This window comes from Gallaecimonas xiamenensis 3-C-1, from assembly GCF_000299915.1.
Classification (GTDB): Bacteria; Pseudomonadota; Gammaproteobacteria; order Enterobacterales; family Gallaecimonadaceae; genus Gallaecimonas; species Gallaecimonas xiamenensis.
On the sequence record NZ_AMRI01000013.1, the window covers coordinates 65,564 to 82,756 of the forward strand.

Here is a 17,193-nt window from a genome sequence, read left to right on the forward strand (position 1 = left end):
ACTTCAGGCTGCTACAACCCTGTCCCTGCCGGCCTCTTTGGCCTTGTACAGGCGCCGGTCCGCCTCGGCCAACCAGCTGCGATAATCCCCCAGGGCGCTGTTGTAACTGGCCACCCCGGCCGACAGTGTCATACGGGCGCCACTGCGGTTGCCGTCCGCCACCATGTGGCGGATACGCTCGGCGATCAGCACGGCCGCGTCGGCCTGGGTACCGGGCAACAACAGGCCAAATTCCTCACCGCCCCAACGCCCCAGCTTGTCCCCTGGGCGCAGCTGCATGGTCATCATGCCCGCCAGCTGCTGGATGCACTCATCCCCGACCTGGTGGCCGAACTTGTCGTTAATGTCTTTGAAATGGTCGATATCCAGCAGGATCACACTGGCCGATACGCCCAGCTCCCGGCAGCGGCCAAACTCCCGGCGCACCAGTTCTTCCCAGTAGGTCTTGTTGTAAAGGCCGGACAAACCGTCCAGGTGGCTCAAATGCTCCACCTCGTTGCGCTGGCGGCTAAGGCGCAGAGACAACCTGTAGGTCACAACACCGATCAGCAAGGGGTAGAGCACCAGCATCGGCAGGCTCCACAACAGTTGCACCGGACTGGTCTGCCATTGCCAATGCCAGGCACCGGCCAGTACCAGGGCGGCTATCACCGCTCCCTGGCCCAGCAAGCCCTTGAGGAACAGCCTGGGCCCGCCCATGGCGATATTGTCCATGCCCAGCATCACCAGGATCAGCACAGAGGGCAGGGCGTTAAAGCCCATCAGCGGCACCCAGGCCGCCCCCATCCAGGCGTCAATCAGCAGGTGCTGGCGCTCGGCCTGGAAGGGCTGGTGATGATAGCGGCCCCGCAGGTAGGCCAGATGCGGCCAGACAAAGCCGTTGATGAACAGCAGGCTCCACAGCCACCAGGGGGGCGCCAAGGGCCACAGAGCCGCTCCTACCGCCAGGGCACCCAGGCCCAGGCCCACTACACGGGGCACGTAGAGTCGGCGAACTATGCCAATGCCTTTGCCTGTCATTTTGCCTCTGCCTCGCTAGGGCGGCCCAAGGCCGCCTGGTCAGAAGGATCGGGTCGGGAAGTGCCCCTGCTTGATAAAGAGCACAGTGTCTTCGGCTGTCATCAATTTGTCGGCATGCCAGTTGGGACGGCGCAACCAGGTGCCGGCCCGGTACCGGCCCCGCTGGTCCAGCAGGGTTCCGGCCAATACCACTGCTTCTACCTGGCCGTCCAGGCAGGGCAGGCAGGTATCCGCCCCCTGGGGCAGGCGCAGCAACGCCGTATATTCGCGGCCAAAGCGGTGCAGCGGCAGTTCCACCGGTAAGCCGGGCTCGCATTGCCAGGGTCTGGTGTCGATGGCCAGGGAGGTGCGGTCGCCAGCCTGAAACTGATTGAGTTTGACCAGCAAGGTGCAGCCCTGGCGGCTGAAAGGGGCATGCAGGGTACCAGGGGGATTGCGCAGGTAAGTACCGGGGCCAAAGTCGCCGTTTTCGTCGGAAAAGATCCCGGACAACACCAGTATTTCTTCACCGCCGGGGTGGGGATGGGCACTGAAATGAGCCCCTGGCAGGTATTCCACCAGGCTGGTGACATGGCCTGACTCTGCCTCTTCCCTCTCCAAAGGGCAGCGGCGCACGCCCTTGGACGGGCTGTCCAGCCAGGGCTGGGCCCTGGTATCTATGGTCAGGGGCTGGTTGAAGTCCAGGTTGTAGTGGCGGGGCATCATCCGTTTGCGATTCCTGTTACGGCCTACTTCCAAACTTAGCCCGAAATCCAGGAGGGAAAACAGTAAAAGCAAAACAGGGCGCCATGCGCCCTGTTACAGAAGAGAAAGGTTGCTGCCCTTCAGAAGCGCCATTTCAGGCTGAACTGATAGGAGGCCGCCGTAAAGCCGGGGTCGGCCTGAGGGCTTTGGGTCTGGTCTTCCCCCGGCACCGGCAGGGCCTGGAGCTGGCCACCAAAACCCAGGGTCAGACGCTCATTCAGCATCACTTCCACCAAGTTGTCGTCGGCCACCTGGCCAAGGTTGGCCGGTAGGTCCGGGGCCTGGCCTTCGTACCACCCCATACCGGGTTGCACGTCTAAGGCCGGCGCTGTGGCGGCCAAGGTGGGCATCCCTGCCAACGCGAAGATCATCCCCATCAGATGTTGTCGCATTGCTTTGCCCTCGTGCTCACTTTCTGGACACCAAGAATGGTTCAGCCACTGTTCATCCTCCAAGGCATCAGGTTTCGACACGGTTAACAAAATGCTTAGAAGCACCAACAACTAAACCATAAGTGGCTGTTTTAAAGAAAATAAGAGGGTTATAGCCGCGATCGGTTTGATGTCCGTTCTGCTGGTTCGATCACAACTTACTGTTAACAGTTAAAGATCCTGGCTGTACCACTGCTGTGCCAGCCCCTTGCTAACCTGAAAGAAAACACCGCTGTTCGGGGGTCTTATGGCACGAAGAGGCAAGGGGTTCTGGAAGCCTTGGTTGGGCTCCATGGCGATACTGATGGTACTGGCTATTCCCGGCGGCCAACTGACCCTGGAGTGGCTGGGAGAGGAGTTGACCCCCACCCCCCCTGAGCAGCTGGTCGAAGCCCTGCCCACCGGTTTCAACCCATATCTGCCCAAGGCTCCCTATGGCGGCCCACACCCGTCTTTCCTGCCCCTGGACAGCAGTCAGTTTGCCCTGCCGGTGGCCCTGGGTGACACCGGCCCCATCGATCTCGCCCTGGAGCCCCCCAGCTATCCCTTTGCCTGCGGCAGCCTGGTCTCTGACCTGGGCCAGCCCCTGGTGGACAACCAGCAGGGCGCCGGCACCCCGATCACAGGCGATAAGGGCCAACTGCTGGGCTACAGCAAGGACTGCTTAATCAAAACCCGGGTCGACTACTTCTACCTGCCCAAGGGCCAGCAGCACTTTCAGCCCTGGCCGGCTGCGGCACCGGCCGACATCGCCGAGGTAGGCGGCAAACCCATGGTGGTAAGGGTGGAAAGGGGCAGCCTTAACCGCTACCTCTACGGCATCGCAATGCTGGCCGATCCCAAGGCGCCCCTGGAGGACAGCCGCTATTGGAACGGCGGCGTGATCTTCAGCTTCAAGGGCGGGGTCGGCATCGGCAAGTACCAGGGCAAGCTGCGATTGGCCGAGCTGACCGACCACCGCCTGGACCAGTTGGCCAAGGGGTACGCCATCCTGGCCTCCAGCGGCAACGTCACCAGCACCCATTACGATCTGTGGCGGGCCACCCGTACCGCCGCCTTGGTCAAGGCGCAGTTTGTGGCCCGCTACGGCAAGCCCAGGGTGACATTGGGGCTGGGGGCTTCGGGGGGCGCCGTACAGCAGTACCTTATCGCCGAGCTGCAACCTGGGCTCCTGGACGGCCTGCTGCCCCTCTATTCCTATCCGGACATGGTGACCCAGTCCATCTGGGCCCTGGACTGCGAACTGCTGGAATATTATTTCGACATGGAAGCGGGCCCGCGCTGGCGTCGCCAGAAGGAGCGCACCGCCGTGGAAGGGCTGGCGGCTTCCAATCACCGGGAACACAGGTATAAGCGCTATGACGACTGGGCCCAGTGGCTGAACCTGCGCAGCGGCCGCTTGCCGGACGGAGCCACCGAGTGCAGCGCCGCCTGGCGGGGCCTGACCCCCCTCACCAACAATCCCAACTACTACCATCGCCGCCACCTGTTTGCCCAGGCCCTTGGCAGCACCAGCCGCTTCAGCTACTGGCATGACCTTGGCTATCTGTACGGGGTGGACGGTGCCGGCTACGGCAATCGCACCTATGACAATGTCGGGGTGCAATACGGCCTGGAAGCCCTCAGGGAAGGGCGTCTGAGCGTCCCGGAATTCCTGCACCTCAATGCCCATATCGGCGGCTGGCAACCACCGCAGCACCAGCAGCAGGAACGGCTTTGGGTACTGTCGGGGGACAAGGACCTGGCACGGCTGTCCCTGTGGAGCGACCACAATCAGCAGAAACGCCCCGGTGGGCCCCTGCCTCTGGCCTATTTCGAAGGGCCGGCCCCGGCGGCCTTAGATATCGCCCGGCGCAACAGCGGCCACACCGGCGCCATGGCGGCGGCCTACTGGGGCGGCCAGGTGTTCTTGGGCCGCACCAGGCTGCCCATATTGGACGTGCGCCACTACCTGGACCCGGTGCTGGACATGCACCATTCCTTCGCCAGCTTCTCGGTACGCCAGCGCCTGGAGCGGGAACAGGGCGACAGCGACAACCTGGTGATCTGGATGGCCGAAAAGCCCCTTGACCCCACAGTCCAGGCCATCGCCGCCATGGAGGCTTGGCTCAGCAAGGGACAAAAACCCCAGGACAGCTGCTTTGACGGCCAGGGGCTGCTGATCGCAGAAGGCAAAGGGGTGTGGGACGGTGCCTGGAACGGCGCCGAAAAAGCAGGGGCCTGCCTGGACAGGTTCCCCTCTTACAGCTCGCCCCGCAACAGGGCCGGGGCGCCACTGGCAGGGGACATGTTCAAGTGCGCCCGTATCCCGGTGGCCCAGGCCATCGATGCCGGCCTGTACCGACCCTTGGACATGGCGCCCTACCAAGGCTGGCTGGCGCTGGTGTTCCCCGACGGGGTCTGTGATTACCGCCAAGGGGATCAGGCCAGGCCAGCCGGCCTGGTACTGGCCCCATAAGAAAAGCCGGCATCAGCCGGCTTTTCTTGGTCAGGCAGCGGCGTCTTTATCCGCCTTGCGGGCATTTTCCAGCACCGCCGCCATCAGGTCCTTTTCCTGGCTGACCTGGTCACGCATCAGGTGCGCCAACAGGTGCTCCTTGTCCAGCATGCACTTGGTCTTGAGCTTGTCCATCTCGTCCAGGGTACGGCTCACTTCGTCGAGGAAGGTCTTGAGCAGCTTGGGCATGTACTGGCGGCTCTGGTAGAGGGCGTACATCTCGCCGCCGTCCATGTTCCACTCCGGCAGTATCCGCACCAGGCGGCCTTCGTTCACATAGGGCAGGGCCAGGAACAGCGGCATAAAGCCAACCCCCAGGCCAGACAGCAAGGCCTCCCGGGCGAAGGTGACGTTGTTGCAGTGCAGACGGCCTTTGACCTGCACCGTCAGCTTTTCCTTGCCCTTGGAAAAATGCAGGGGTTCGTAGCTGTCACCAGACTGCTTGAGCAGGATATTCTCGTGGTCGTTGAGATCTTCGGGGTGCAGCAGCGGCGGTGCCTTGGCCAGATAGTCGGGGCTGGCCACCATGATCTTCTTGCTGGAGCCAAGGCGGCGGGCGATGAGGTTGGAGTCCTGCCCCAGGCCCACCTGGATATGCACATCCACCCCTTCCTGCACCATGTCCACCCGGCGGTTGGTCAGCTCGGCGTCGATTTCCACATCGGGGTACTTCTGCATGAAGTGGCCCAGAAAGCGGCCCATCATCAGCTGGCCCAGCTCGATGGGCATCACTACCTTGAGCTTGCCCCTGACCTGTTCGGCGCGGGTGGTGACCAGGGCCTGGGCGTCATCCAGGTCGGTCATGATCCGCGAGCAGCGCTCATAAAACGCCTTACCGGTTTCGGTCAGGTTGAGCTGGCGGGTGGTGCGATTAAGCAGCCTTACCCCAAGGCGCTCTTCCAGGTCGGCAATCTTGCGGCTGACCGTCGCCTTGGTCATGCCTAGACGCTCGCCGGCCGAGGTGAAACTGCCTACCTCGACAACCTTTGTAAACACTTGAATTTCATTAAGATCCACCGAGACCTCCGGGCTAAAGCCACTGGCACAATGTGGGAAACAGTACGTATCGTAAAGGCGGACTAATAAAAATAATGGAACAGCGTTAGGATGTCGACCTTAAAATCCGGAGGTCTAATGTCTCGACGCATCCTTTTGCTGCTGGTATTGGTGATACTGGCCGCAGGTGGTGGCGCCTGGTGGTGGCTGCACCAGGGCCAGGAAGCCACCGACAATGCTTACATCAAAGCCGATATTCTGCCGATCATGAGCCGGGTCAACGGTACAGTCACCGACATACTGGTGGAAGACAACCAGTTGGTCAAAGCCGGCACGCCGCTGCTGAAACTGGACCCCAGCGACTACCAGATCGCCCTGGCCCAGGCCAAGGCCAGCCTGGCCCAACAACAGGCGGTGCTGGACCACCTGATCGACCGCCAGCAGGCCCAGCAGACCCTGGTGGAATCCGCCAGGGCCAGCAGCGATGCCGCCACCGCCGAGCTGAAACGGGCCCAGCAACAGGTTGACCGCCTGTCCCGCCTGTCCGGTAAGCAGTATGTGTCCCAGGATGACCTGGACGCCGCCGAACTGAGCCGCGACGCCGCCAAGGCCCGCCTGGCCCAGGCCAAGGCCCAGATCGCCACCGAACAGGCCGAGCTGACCGTGATCCTGGGTGAAAAACCCCAGTTGGAAGCCACTGTTGCCGCCGCCCAGGCCCAGGTAGACGATGCCCAGCTGCAGCTGTCCTACACCACCCTGCTGGCCCCCCGCGACGGCATGGTGACCAGCCGCCAGGTGCAATTGGGCCAAAGCGCCAGCCCCGGCAGCCGCCTGCTGAGCCTGGTTACTCCCCGTATTTGGGTGGAAGCCAACTACAAGGAAACCCAGGTCGCCAAGATGCAGGTCGGCCAGGACGTGGACGTGGAAGCGGACGCCCTGTCCGGTGTCCATTTCAAAGGCCATATTGAAAGCTTTGCCGGCGCCACCGGTTCCGAGTTCGCCCTGCTGCCGCCGCAAAACGCCACCGGCAACTTCACCAAGGTGGTGCAGCGCCTGCCGGTCAGGGTGGCCTTCGACGCCGGCCAAGATCTGAGCGTACTGCGCCCGGGCATGTCGGTGCTGGCCACGGTGCACACGGAGTAAGGCATGGTCTCCCGTATCCCCAAGAACTGGCTGGCCGTGATGGGTGCCCTGGTGGGCGCCTTCATGGCGATACTGGACATTCAGATCACCAACTCCTCCCTCAAGGAGATCCAGGGTGCTCTTGGGGCTACCTTGACCGAATCCTCCTGGATAGCCACCTCCTACCTGGTGGCGGAGATGATCGCCATCCCCCTGACCGGCTTCTTCTCCCGCTGGCTGTCCCCAAGGCGCTACCTGCTGTGGAACAGCGCCGGCTTTATCCTCGCCTCCCTGGCCTGTTCCTTAAGCTGGAACCTGGAGTCGATGATCGTGTTCAGGGCCCTGCAGGGTTTTACCGGCGGCGCCCTGATCCCCATGGCCTTTACCTTGATCATGACCTTGCTGCCCAAGGAAAAGCAGCCTGTGGGTATGGCCCTGTTCGGGGTCACCGCCACCTTCGCCCCTTCCATAGGCCCAAGCCTGGGGGGCTGGCTGACCGACACCTTCAGCTGGCATTACCTGTTCTACCTGAACGTCCTGCCCGGCATATTGGTAATGGCCCTGCTGGCCATGGGGTTGGACAAGAAAGACCGTAACGACGGCGAGCTCAAGAGCATAGACCTGTTCGGCATGGTGACCATGGCCCTGGGCCTGGGTGCCCTGGAGATCGTGCTGGAGGAAGGGTCACGGGACGACTGGTTTGACGCCGAATACCTGCGCTGGCTGGCGGTGATCTCCGCCATCAGCATGGTGTTTTTCATCTGGCGCCAGTTCACCGCCAAAGCGCCCCTGGTCAACCTGAGGCTGTTCGGCAACGCCGACTTTACCAAGGCCTGTATCGCCTATTTTGCCCTGGGGGCCGGCTTGTTCGGGTCGGTCTACATGGTGCCGCTGTTCCTGGCCCAAATTCACGACTACACCGCCATGCAGATAGGCCTGGTGCTGATGTGGGTTGGCTTTCCGCAGCTGCCGCTGTTCCCACTGATCCCCAAACTGGTCAAGAAGGTGGACCCGCGCTACCTGGTGTTTGCCGGCTTTGTGGGCATCGCCATCAGCATGTGGATGAACATCAACATGACGGTGCTCTATGACGGTGCCTTCCTGATCCCGGCGCTGCTGGTCAGGGCCATGGCCCAGCCCTTTATGATGGTGCCCCTGTCGATCATCGCCACCCAGCATATCCGCCAGGAAGATGCCCCTTCGGCCTCTACCCTGCTCAACGTCATGCGTAACCTGGGCGGCGCCGTGGGCATTGCCATGCTGGCCACCCTGCTGGACACCCGCACCCGCCACTACCTGTGGCAGGTCAAGGAAACCCTGGTGTCCGGCAGCCAGAACCTTACCGACTGGCTCAGCCATACCGGCCAGTTGATGGTGGCCCAGGGCGGCACCAGCAACCAGGCCTACGGGCTGCTGATGACAGAAATCAACAAGCAGGCCAGCGTCATGGCCTATAACGACGGCTTCCTGCTGATGGGGGGGCTTCTGATGATTGCCGCCCTGGCGGTATTGGCCATCAAACCGGCCCACAAGGTCGCCGCCCAGGCTCCCCAGGCCGACGCCACCCCAGACCTGGAAAAACAGGCAGCCTAAGGGCGCCCTGTGTTACAAGATCCGGGTAGTCCATGGAAGGAGACCCGGATGAAAGCCCTACTGCTGACCCTGGCCCTGCTGGCCGGCCCTCTCTGGGCCAAAGGGGACCTGGCCGCCGTGCAAGCGGCCATCGCCGCCGACCAGGCCAAGCCTCTTCCCGTCAATCCCTATATCAGCCTCAATCCCCAGGTCGAGGAACAGCTAGCCAAGGCACCGGCCGGCCCTCTGCACCACTGGCTTTTGGCCATCAAAGACAATATCGAGGTCAAGGGCCTGGCCACCACCGCCGGGTCCCTGGCCCTTAAGGATTATGTTCCCCGCCAAGACGCGCCCCTGGTGCAGCGCCTCAAGGCCGCCGGCGCCCTGGTGCTGGGCAAGAGCAACCTCAGCGAATGGGCCAACTTCCGGGGCCAGCGTTCCATCAGTGGCTGGAGCGCCACCGGCGGTCAGACCCGGCTGCCCCAAGATCCTCGCCGCAGCCCCTGTGGCTCATCCTCTGGCTCGGCAGCAGCGGTAGCGGCCGGCATGGCCGATGGCGCCATCGGCACCGAAACCGACGGTTCCATCACCTGCCCGGCGGCCATGGCCGGCCTGGTGGGGCTTAAACCTACCCTGGGGGCCGTCAGCCAGACTGGCATAGTGCCCCTGTCACAGGCCCAGGACGTTGCAGGCCCCATCACCCGCACCGTGGATGACGCCGCCGCCCTACTGCTGGCCATGGCCGACCCAGTTTACTTTGCCAAGGACACCTTACCCGCCATCAAGCTGGCCGACCTCAGGGTGGGAGTCTGGGTGGAAAAGGGCGGCTTTGACGACAGGGTCGCCACCTTGCTGGACCGGGCCGCCAAGGACTTCAAGGCCGCCGGCGCCACGGTGGACATAGTGGCACCCATTGTCCCCGACAGCCTGGCCGACGATGCCTACCAGGCGCTGCTTTGGGAGTTCAAACAGGATCTCGGCCGCTACCTGGCGGCCCTGCCGCCTTCCGTGCCGGTGCGCAGCCTGGAACAGCTGGTGCAGTTCAACCGAGCCCATGCCGACCGGGAGTTGCGCTATTTCGGCCAGGAAACCCTGGAAGCCGCCCTGGGCGCCAAGGACGCCAGCGCTGCCCGCCAGCAGGCCCAGAGCCAGGCCAGGGCCGCCCTGGATCAGCTGTTCGACCAGGGCTTTGACCTGGTGATAGCCCCCACCAATGGTCCGGCCTGGCTGATTGACCGGGTCAACGGTGACTTCTACCGGGGCGGTACCTCCACCCTGGCCGCCGTGGCCGGCTATCCGCACCTGACGGTGCCCATGGGCGATATTGACGGCCTGCCCATAGGGCTGTCGCTGTTGGGCCCTGCCGGCAGCGATCTCAAACTGTTGGCCACCGCCAAAGCCTGGCGTCCCGGAACTTGAACCGCTGGCCGCCCCGGCCTTTACCGGGGCCGCCACCCCCCTCATACTGGGCTCAAATCCTGAGCCATTTTGCCATGCGACGCGCCAGAAACACCGACGACAAAGCCCGCCGCCACCAGCAGATCCTGGACGCGGCACGGCAGCTCTACAGCCAGCACAGACGCCTGCCCACCGCTGCCGAACTGGCCGCCAACCTGGGCCTGGGCAAGGGCACCCTGTACCTGTATTTCCGCTCCAAGGAAGCCATTTTCCTGGCCTTGCTGGTGGAAGACATCAAAGGTTGGCTCAATACCCTCAGCCAGGGCCTGGAACAGGGTCTGTCCTTCAACCAGGTGGTCACCGATCTCTGTGAACTGGTGGCCAACGACCCCCAGACCTGCCAGTTGGCGGCCCTGTCCCATGGCCTGATTGAAAGCAGTGACGACACCGACGCCGTGCTGGCCTTCAAGCACGAGCTGGCCGAGGCGGTAGCCGCCACCGCCGCCGTGGTCAGCCACCACCTGCAGGTACCCAACCAGGGGGTGCAAAGCCTGTTGCAGGCCTCCTACTCCCTGGTGGTGGGGCTCTGGCAGGCTGCCCATCCACCCCCGGCCCTGCGGGAGCTCTACAGCGAAGGCACCGAACTGCTGGTGCCGGACTTTTCCGCCACCGCCCGCCAGGCCCTGATCGCCCTGTGGCGGGGCTGGCTGGATCTGCCCTGAGGCATTCACCCTGCCAGGGGATCTTGTGGTCGTGGCGCCCTTGTGCCGGCCAGGCTTTTGCGGAAACTGGACAAAAAAAGACAACAAGGAATTGCCATGACCCGTCTCGCCCCCGTCGCCGCCTTATGCGTCGCCTTGCTGGGAGGCTGCGCCCAGCTTCCCGCCCCCATGGACAGCACCCAAAGCGTGCAAGTCAGTTTCCAGACCTTGATGGACCAGTACTGGCAGGCCAATGGCCAGTACGGCCAGATGATCGCCGGCAGCGACAACCCCCAGCGCGGCGCCGGCCACCTGCCGGACCTGTCACCGGCCGCCCTGGCCGCCCAGAACAGCTACTGGCAGGGCTTCAAGGCCAAGGTGGAGGCGGTGCCCAGCCAAAGCCTCAGCACCCAGGACCAGATCTCCAAGACCATGCTGATCTACGAGCTGGACGACCGCCTGGACAACTACCGCTTCGGGGATCACCTGATGCCCCTGACCTCCGAGTACGGATTCTGGGTATCGCTGGCCAGCCTCAAGGACAACCTGCGCTTTGACAGCGACAGCGACTATGACCGCTACTTGGTGGCCCTGGCCGATATCCCTCGCTACATGGCCCAGCAGACCCACTGGATGCAAGAGGGCCTGGCCAAGGGCATTACCCAGCCCAAGGCGGTGCTGGCCCTGGCCGGCGACAACGTCCAGTCCTATATCGACGCCCAGCAGTTTCTGAGCCCTTTCGACCAGCTCCCCGCCGCAGATCCGCGCCGGGCCAAGGCCAAGGCCCTGGTGCAACAGCAGGTGCTGCCCGCCTTTCGCCAGTTCCATGACTTCCTGGTCAACACCTATGTGCCCGGCGCCCGCGACAGCATCGGCCTGTCCGAGCTGCCCAATGGCCGCGACTGGTACCGCAACAGGGTCAAGCATTACGTGACCCTGGATATCAGCCCGGAACAGGTGCACCAACTGGGCCTGACGGAAATGGCGCGTATCCACAAGGAAATGGACGCCATCATCAAGGAACTGGGCTTTAAAGGCAGTTTCCAGGAATTCCTCACCTTCCTGCGCACCGATCCGCAGTTCTATGTGACCAGCCCCGAGCAGCTGCTCAAGGAAGCTTCCTACTACGCCAAGCGGGCCGACGGCCTGCTGCCCCGCTATTTTGGCAAGCTGCCCCGCAAGACCTACGCCGTTGAGCCGGTGCCGGCGGCCATAGCCCCCAACTACACCACAGGCCGCTATTCCGGGTCCTACAGCGACGACAGGCCGGGGGAATACTGGGTCAACACCTACAACCTGCCGGTGCGGCCCCTCTATGAACTACCGGCCCTGACCCTGCACGAGGCGGTGCCGGGCCATCACCTGCAGATCAGCCTCACCCAGGAACAGACAGACCTGCCCGCTTTTCGCCGCAACGGCTACATCAGCGCCTTCGGCGAAGGCTGGGGCCTTTACTGCGAATACCTGGGGGAAGAGGCCGGCTTCTACCGCACCCCCTATGAGCGCTTTGGCCGCCTGATCTTCGACGCCTGGCGCGCCGCCCGCCTGGTGGTGGACACCGGCATCCACTGGTACGGCTGGGACAGGGACAAGGCCCTCAAATACATGGCCGACAACACCGGCCTGGCCTTGCACAACGTCCAGACCGAGACCGACCGCTACATCAGCTGGCCGGCCCAGGCCCTGTCCTACAAGCTGGGTGAACTGACCATCAAGCGCCTGCGGGAGAAGGCTCAGGGCGAGCTGGGTGACAAGTTCGACATCCGCCGCTTCCACGACGCCCTGCTGGCCAACGGCGCCGTGCCCCTGTCGGTGATGGAGCAGCAGATAGACGCCTTTATCGCCGCCGAAAAGGCCCGCAAGGCCGACTAAAAGCCGGCAAAGGCCACACACCGAGCCCCCTCAAGCAGGGGGCTTTTTTACGACTTTACCTTCGCCAATGATGGGGTTAGCTTAGTTTTCCTAAGGTTTTACCCGGGTCGCCATGGCGCCCCCATTACCAACGGCCAAGAACGGCCATCCCAGGCGCAGGCGCTTTGGGTACAAGGATGTTATGAGCAGATATCAGCCATTAGCCCATTACCTCTCGGCTTTGGACGCTCCTTATATCGCCCTGTCTTTTGACCAGATAGAGACGATCCTGGGCGGCGCCCTGCCGGCCAGTGCCTATCGGCATTCCGCCTGGTGGGCCAATTCCCGAACCGACGATTCCCACAGCTGGGCGCATTTGTGGATTGCCGCCGGCTGGCAAGTCACGGATCTCGACTTACCCGGCCGCCAGGTCAGCTTTACCAGGCAAGAGTCCTATGACTTTGACAGCCCAAGGGCCATGGAGGGTTACGCAGTCGACCGGCAGATACTGGCGCGCCATCGCAATACCAGCCTTGCCCTGCAGCGCAGGCAAATGGACGGCTACCGTTGCCAGGCCTGTGGTTTTGCCAAGGAAATAGCAGGGCAGTGGATCATCGACGTCCACCATATCAACCCCCTTGCCGCCACAGGGGAGACGCAGACCCGGCTGGAAGACCTGGTATCTCTATGCCCAACCTGCCACCGCATTGCCCACACCCAAAACCCGCCCCTCAAGTTGTCCGCCATCAGGGAGGCGTTAGGCCTTCAAAGCGGACCAGACATGGATAACCCATTAAGGATGAAGAATGTATCTGATTGATTCTGATGACCAAGCAGCCCTGCTGAGGGTGGTTGAAGACATCGACAACCTGGACGATGTGGAACACCTGGACCTGGGGGACATCAATACCCTGGCATTGCTTGAGTTGGCTCCCGACGCCATGAAGTGGCCCCAGGGAAAACCTCTGATCTTCAACGAGGAACAAGGGCTGATGTTGATTCGCTATTCAACCGACGCTTTGGCCTGGTTTCAGCAAAACCTCGAGGCTCTGGAAGAATTCGGGGTAGAAGCGGAGGCCGTGTCGGCATTTTGCGCCAAACCAAGAGCCAGCCTGCATTGCCTGGATAGCTTTTAAAACAATCTTGTTCTTCACCGCTCGGCCCTAAGGCCAAGGCACTGCCTTAAACATGCGTAATGGATGACGCTTCATGCAAAGAATTATCGGCTCACTCGTCTTCACCAAAATCAACAGCCCTCATCACAAGGAACGGTATGACTTGGTGTCGGAGCAGGTGGAAATCCCCCTGCTGGGTGGAAAAGCGGTTGCTATCGACCTGAACTGCAGCATCGAGGAGATCGACGAGCACGAGGATGAGATAGCCGCCACTTTGGCCAACTTCCTGTCGATGGCACCGGAGCGAATCAACGACTTGAAGGCGCATCTTTTCGCCTTCTATCAGGACTTCTTCCTCGATGTCGGGGACGACCTGCTGGATGAAATGCCCTACCAGGAAAATGATGAAAACATCTTGGATTTCATTTCCCTGTCCAGGGTCACCCTCTCGCACAGCGAACAAACAAAGCGCTGTTATGTGGTGGTGAGTGGCGGTTGCGACTGGGAAATCGAGCATGGGCTGTCGGTCTCATTCGAAAACGGCAACCGACTGGTCTGGGTAGGAGAGGCCTCTGGCGATCTTTATCACACTGATGCCAAAGGAAATGTCGATACAGAGAATCTTATCTACCGGGGTCATTTTTTATCAACAAAAATGGCCTGACATGCCGTAAGGTAGAAATTGTATGTAAAACACCCGACAGCAGCAGTGTCGGCCATGGTAAGGCCAAGGCGGCCTCCAGATACCCATCAAGGAAGGTAAAAGTGAACACCAAGCATCACATCATCGCCCTTTTACTGGGCATTGCGTACCTGTTCGCCGTCATCTGGCCTATCGGCCTCGGTGCCGCCATTGCCATACCGGCCCAGTGGCTGGCCCCCTGGGTGCAGGAGACCCCCATACTGGCCTTCGCCGTGGTCAACCTGGTCAGCCTGGGCCTGCCCATGCTGCTGGTGCTGGTGCCGCTGGTGCTGATACTGCGCTACTGCTGGGCGCCAGAGGGCCGCCTGCCCTATCTGTTGCTGTTGGTGCCCTTCCTGGTCATGGAACTTTATTACCTGCTGGTCATGCCCATGCTGACCGGGCAGAGCCCGCTCTTTGCGCTGGGCACCAACCTGCCCAAGGACCTGGTGCTGGTATTGGCCACCCTGGCCTTGGCCAGACTGCTGCGGCCAAAGCCAGGGCTCCAGGCCGGTACCGCCTAACCCTGGCGGCCGGCGGCCAGGATGTCGGCAAAGGCTTTGAGCTGCTCACGCCCTTCGCTGTTGGCAAAAGCCAGGGCTTCTTGGGGACTCAGAGCAAAGCTCAGCTCGCAGCCGTCGCCCATGGCCTCCTCCCAGAACAGCAAGCCGCCGCTGTCCAAGCCCAGGTTGAACCAGCCGGAGCCGTCCCCATGGTCGCAGTCCTGGTCAACCACCTGCCCCTTCATCAGGTGGGCCCGCAGCGGCCCCGGCAGGCGGTGGGCCTGGCCTGCGTCCTGGTTACGCAGGAACCAGCGCCAAGGCTCAACTTCCTGGCCTGTGGCCAGGGAGAAATAACGATACTCCTGGGAAATGCCGCTGCGGCCATAACCGGCGGCCCAGCGGTAAAAACGCACCCCCAGCCAGAGGCTGTTGCGAAAGACAGGCTCGACTCGGGTTTCGTCAAAGTCGGCCGTACCCAGGCGGCGCAGGGCGTCACGGCGGGTCTCAAACTGCTCGTCCAGGGCCTCGGGATCGGTTAAATGGGCCCTGAGCCAGGCGTTGATGACCTGAGCCTGGGGCAGCGCCGGGTCCATCTCCAGGCCCGACTCGGCGCCGTATTTGAGTTCCCGGTAACGGGTACCTTGCCAGGACTGCCAGGGGCCGGCTTCCACTGTGGGCAGCTGCTCCAGAGGCAGGGCATAGGCGTCGGCGCCGCAGTCGTCGTCATCACCCAGGTCGATGCGGCTGAGCTTGATGGCTAGGGGGCTGGGGCTGTTGTGGCCATGCCAGCTGCCGCTGAGACTGTCTCCCCTGGGCAACCCAAGCTGCCAATAACCCTGGCCATCTTCGGCCACCCAGAGCCCATTTTTCAGGCGCAACGCCCTGGGCTCAGGCGCTTGCTGGAAGTAATAGTTGCCCGCCAGGCTGTCGCTGTCCTTGTTGAAGCAAACCCTGACCTTGTTGTTGCCCAGGCTCCCTTGCCAGACCCCCTGCAAAGGGGTGTCGGCCAGGGCCGGCAAGGCCGCCGCCAGCAGCAGGGCCAACGCCCTTATTGTTTTCATGTATTTCCTCAGTGCCAGTTCGGAGCAGGTGCAAAAAGACGATGGACATAAAGGAAAGTCGGCCAAGGAAAACAAGCGCTTAATCCTTTATTACCAAGCTTCTTCAGCAAGGCCGGCAAGGGGTTAACACTCACTAGCCCCCTGAGACGACGGGCCGGGCCGGGGTACCCATACCCCTGTCACCCTCGGGGAAAAACCACGTTTTTGTGCGCCAGCTCCCATTTGCCGCACCGCCGTTCAGGCCAGGCTGGGTAAAGGACTGGCACAGTGCGGAAAAACGGCAAGGAGTGCCCATGCGTCTTTTCCCTCTGTATTTACTGCTGGCCACCGCCAGCGTCCAAGCCCTGACCTTTGAAGAGCTGGTGCAAGCGGCCCAGGACCGCACCCAGCAACAGGTGCGTTACGACGGCCGCTATTTCGCCATCGACTATCCCGGTGGCGACGTGCCGGCCGGCTTGGGTGTCTGCACCGATGTGGTGATCCGCAGCTACCGGCGCCTGGGTATTGACCTGCAGCAGCTGGTCCACGAAGACATGAAGCGGCATTTCGCCCTTTATCCCTCGAAACGGATCTGGGGCCTGAGTGCAACCGATCCCAATATCGACCACCGCCGGGTGCCCAACCTGCAGGTGTTTTTCAGCCGCCACGGCCAGGTCCTGGCCACCAGCAACAACCCGCAAGACTACCAACCCGGCGATCTGGTCACCTGGATGCTCCCCGGCAACCTGCCCCATATCGGCATCATCAGCGACAACAAGGCCGCCTCCGGCAACCTGATGGTGGTGCACAACATAGGCCAGGGCCCGGTGGAGGACGACAGCCTGCTGCGCTTTCCCATCACCGGCCACTACCGTTACCTGCCGGCGTCGTCCTTGCCTCAATAGGGGGCTTTGCCCTAGGGTGGCCTCTTTGGCAAAAGGGGCCGGCAGTGCTGTTGCCAGGCCCCTGTCTTTGGGAGACCGCCTTGACCATAATTCCCTTCAGCCCGGCCCACCAACCAGGGGTGGTGGCCTTGATCCTGCCTATCCAGCAACAGGAATTCGGCATCGATATCAACCTGGAACGCCAGCCCGACCTGCTGGACATTCCCGGCTTTTACCGCCAGGGAGCCGGCAACTTCTGGGTGGCGCTGGACGGCGAGGAGGTGGTGGGGTCTATCTCGGTGCTGGATATCGGCAACGGCCAGGGGGCCCTTCGCAAGATGTTCGTGCACCAAGACCACCGGGGTAGCCAGGGGCAGGTGGCCAAGGCCTTGTTGGACACCCTGCTGCACTGGTGCAGGGACCAGGGTATTACCGAGATCTTCCTGGGTACCACGGACCGTTTCCTTGCCGCCCACCGCTTTTATGAAAAGCAGGGTTTCAGCCAACTCCCCAAGGCGCAGCTGCCGGCACGCTTTCCGGTGATGGCGGTGGACAGCCGCTTCTACCGGCGTCTTACTGCTGCTCAATAAAGAGGCATAAAGGCACCAAAGCCCCCTGTGACTGCCCTGTTATTTGG

At 62.2% G+C, this 17,193-nt stretch carries 17 protein-coding genes; 12 read left to right on the top strand and 5 right to left on the bottom strand.

Features of this window, described 5'->3' with window-relative positions:
* Positions 1–3 precede the first annotated feature (3 nt).
* The 3 genes from B3C1_RS10590 to B3C1_RS10600 form a co-directional block, all read right to left on the bottom strand.
* Positions 4–1,020: a diguanylate cyclase gene (locus tag B3C1_RS10590; RefSeq protein ID WP_008484752.1), complete on the bottom strand. Its 1,017-nt coding sequence runs from the start codon at positions 1,018–1,020 to the stop codon at positions 4–6.
* Positions 1,021–1,059: 39 nt separating this feature from the next.
* Positions 1,060–1,725 (bottom strand): cupin domain-containing protein, encoded by a 666-nt coding sequence (locus B3C1_RS10595; RefSeq protein WP_008484753.1) that lies wholly within the window; start codon positions 1,723–1,725, stop codon positions 1,060–1,062.
* Between the two features lie 119 nt (positions 1,726–1,844).
* Complete coding sequence (locus tag B3C1_RS10600; RefSeq protein ID WP_156804526.1) at positions 1,845–2,156, bottom strand: hypothetical protein; 312 nt, start codon at positions 2,154–2,156, stop codon at positions 1,845–1,847.
* A 331-nt stretch (positions 2,157–2,487) separates the two neighbouring features.
* Here B3C1_RS10600 and B3C1_RS10605 point away from each other — a divergent pair, with 331 nt between their 5' ends.
* Complete coding sequence (locus tag B3C1_RS10605) at positions 2,488–4,653, top strand: DUF6351 family protein (RefSeq protein WP_156804527.1); 2,166 nt, start codon at positions 2,488–2,490, stop codon at positions 4,651–4,653.
* A gap of 30 nt (positions 4,654–4,683) precedes the next feature.
* On the opposite strand, the gene B3C1_RS10610 is transcribed toward B3C1_RS10605, so the two are convergent.
* Positions 4,684–5,709, bottom strand: a complete 1,026-nt coding sequence (locus B3C1_RS10610; RefSeq protein ID WP_083858312.1) for a LysR family transcriptional regulator — start codon at positions 5,707–5,709, stop codon at positions 4,684–4,686.
* Between the two features lie 117 nt (positions 5,710–5,826).
* Between B3C1_RS10610 and B3C1_RS10615 the strand changes: the two genes are divergently transcribed.
* From B3C1_RS10615 to B3C1_RS10660, 9 genes are all read left to right on the top strand, one after another.
* Positions 5,827–6,831 carry an HlyD family secretion protein gene (locus tag B3C1_RS10615; protein ID WP_008484758.1) on the top strand — a complete coding sequence of 335 codons (1,005 nt, stop codon included), beginning with the start codon at positions 5,827–5,829 and terminating at the stop codon, positions 6,829–6,831.
* A gap of 3 nt (positions 6,832–6,834) precedes the next feature.
* The gene (locus B3C1_RS10620) at positions 6,835–8,403 is read left to right on the top strand and encodes a DHA2 family efflux MFS transporter permease subunit (RefSeq protein WP_008484759.1); all 1,569 of its coding nucleotides are present in this window, start codon (positions 6,835–6,837) and stop codon (positions 8,401–8,403) included.
* Positions 8,404–8,451: 48 nt separating this feature from the next.
* Positions 8,452–9,801 carry an amidase family protein gene (locus B3C1_RS10625; RefSeq protein ID WP_008484760.1) on the top strand — a complete coding sequence of 450 codons (1,350 nt, stop codon included), beginning with the start codon at positions 8,452–8,454 and terminating at the stop codon, positions 9,799–9,801.
* 74 nt (positions 9,802–9,875) lie between these two features.
* Entirely contained in the window at positions 9,876–10,502 is a 627-nt protein-coding gene (locus tag B3C1_RS19385; RefSeq protein ID WP_008484761.1) for a TetR/AcrR family transcriptional regulator, read from the top strand.
* 96 nt (positions 10,503–10,598) lie between these two features.
* Positions 10,599–12,353, top strand: a complete 1,755-nt coding sequence (locus tag B3C1_RS10635; RefSeq protein ID WP_008484763.1) for a DUF885 domain-containing protein — start codon at positions 10,599–10,601, stop codon at positions 12,351–12,353.
* 181 nt (positions 12,354–12,534) lie between these two features.
* Positions 12,535–13,152 (top strand): HNH endonuclease, encoded by a 618-nt coding sequence (locus B3C1_RS19390; RefSeq protein ID WP_008484764.1) that lies wholly within the window; start codon positions 12,535–12,537, stop codon positions 13,150–13,152.
* Entirely contained in the window at positions 13,139–13,468 is a 330-nt protein-coding gene (locus B3C1_RS10650) for a hypothetical protein (protein ID WP_008484765.1), read from the top strand. Before B3C1_RS19390 ends, B3C1_RS10650 begins: the two co-directional genes overlap by 14 nt.
* 73 nt (positions 13,469–13,541) lie before the next feature.
* Positions 13,542–14,111, top strand: a complete 570-nt coding sequence (locus B3C1_RS10655) for a DUF6985 domain-containing protein (RefSeq protein ID WP_008484766.1) — start codon at positions 13,542–13,544, stop codon at positions 14,109–14,111.
* 101 nt (positions 14,112–14,212) lie between these two features.
* Positions 14,213–14,653, top strand: coding sequence for a hypothetical protein (locus B3C1_RS10660; protein ID WP_008484767.1), 441 nt, complete (start codon positions 14,213–14,215; stop codon positions 14,651–14,653).
* Here the strand turns inward: B3C1_RS10660 and B3C1_RS10665 are convergent.
* Positions 14,650–15,693, bottom strand: a complete 1,044-nt coding sequence (locus B3C1_RS10665; protein ID WP_008484768.1) for a hypothetical protein — start codon at positions 15,691–15,693, stop codon at positions 14,650–14,652. The genes B3C1_RS10660 and B3C1_RS10665 overlap by 4 nt on opposite strands.
* Before the next feature lie 293 nt (positions 15,694–15,986).
* Here B3C1_RS10665 and B3C1_RS10670 point away from each other — a divergent pair, with 293 nt between their 5' ends.
* Positions 15,987–16,577: a DUF1287 domain-containing protein gene (locus B3C1_RS10670; protein ID WP_008484770.1), complete on the top strand. Its 591-nt coding sequence runs from the start codon at positions 15,987–15,989 to the stop codon at positions 16,575–16,577.
* Between the two features lie 80 nt (positions 16,578–16,657).
* Positions 16,658–17,146, top strand: coding sequence for a GNAT family N-acetyltransferase (locus B3C1_RS10675; RefSeq protein WP_035481876.1), 489 nt, complete (start codon positions 16,658–16,660; stop codon positions 17,144–17,146).
* Positions 17,147–17,193 lie beyond the last annotated feature (47 nt).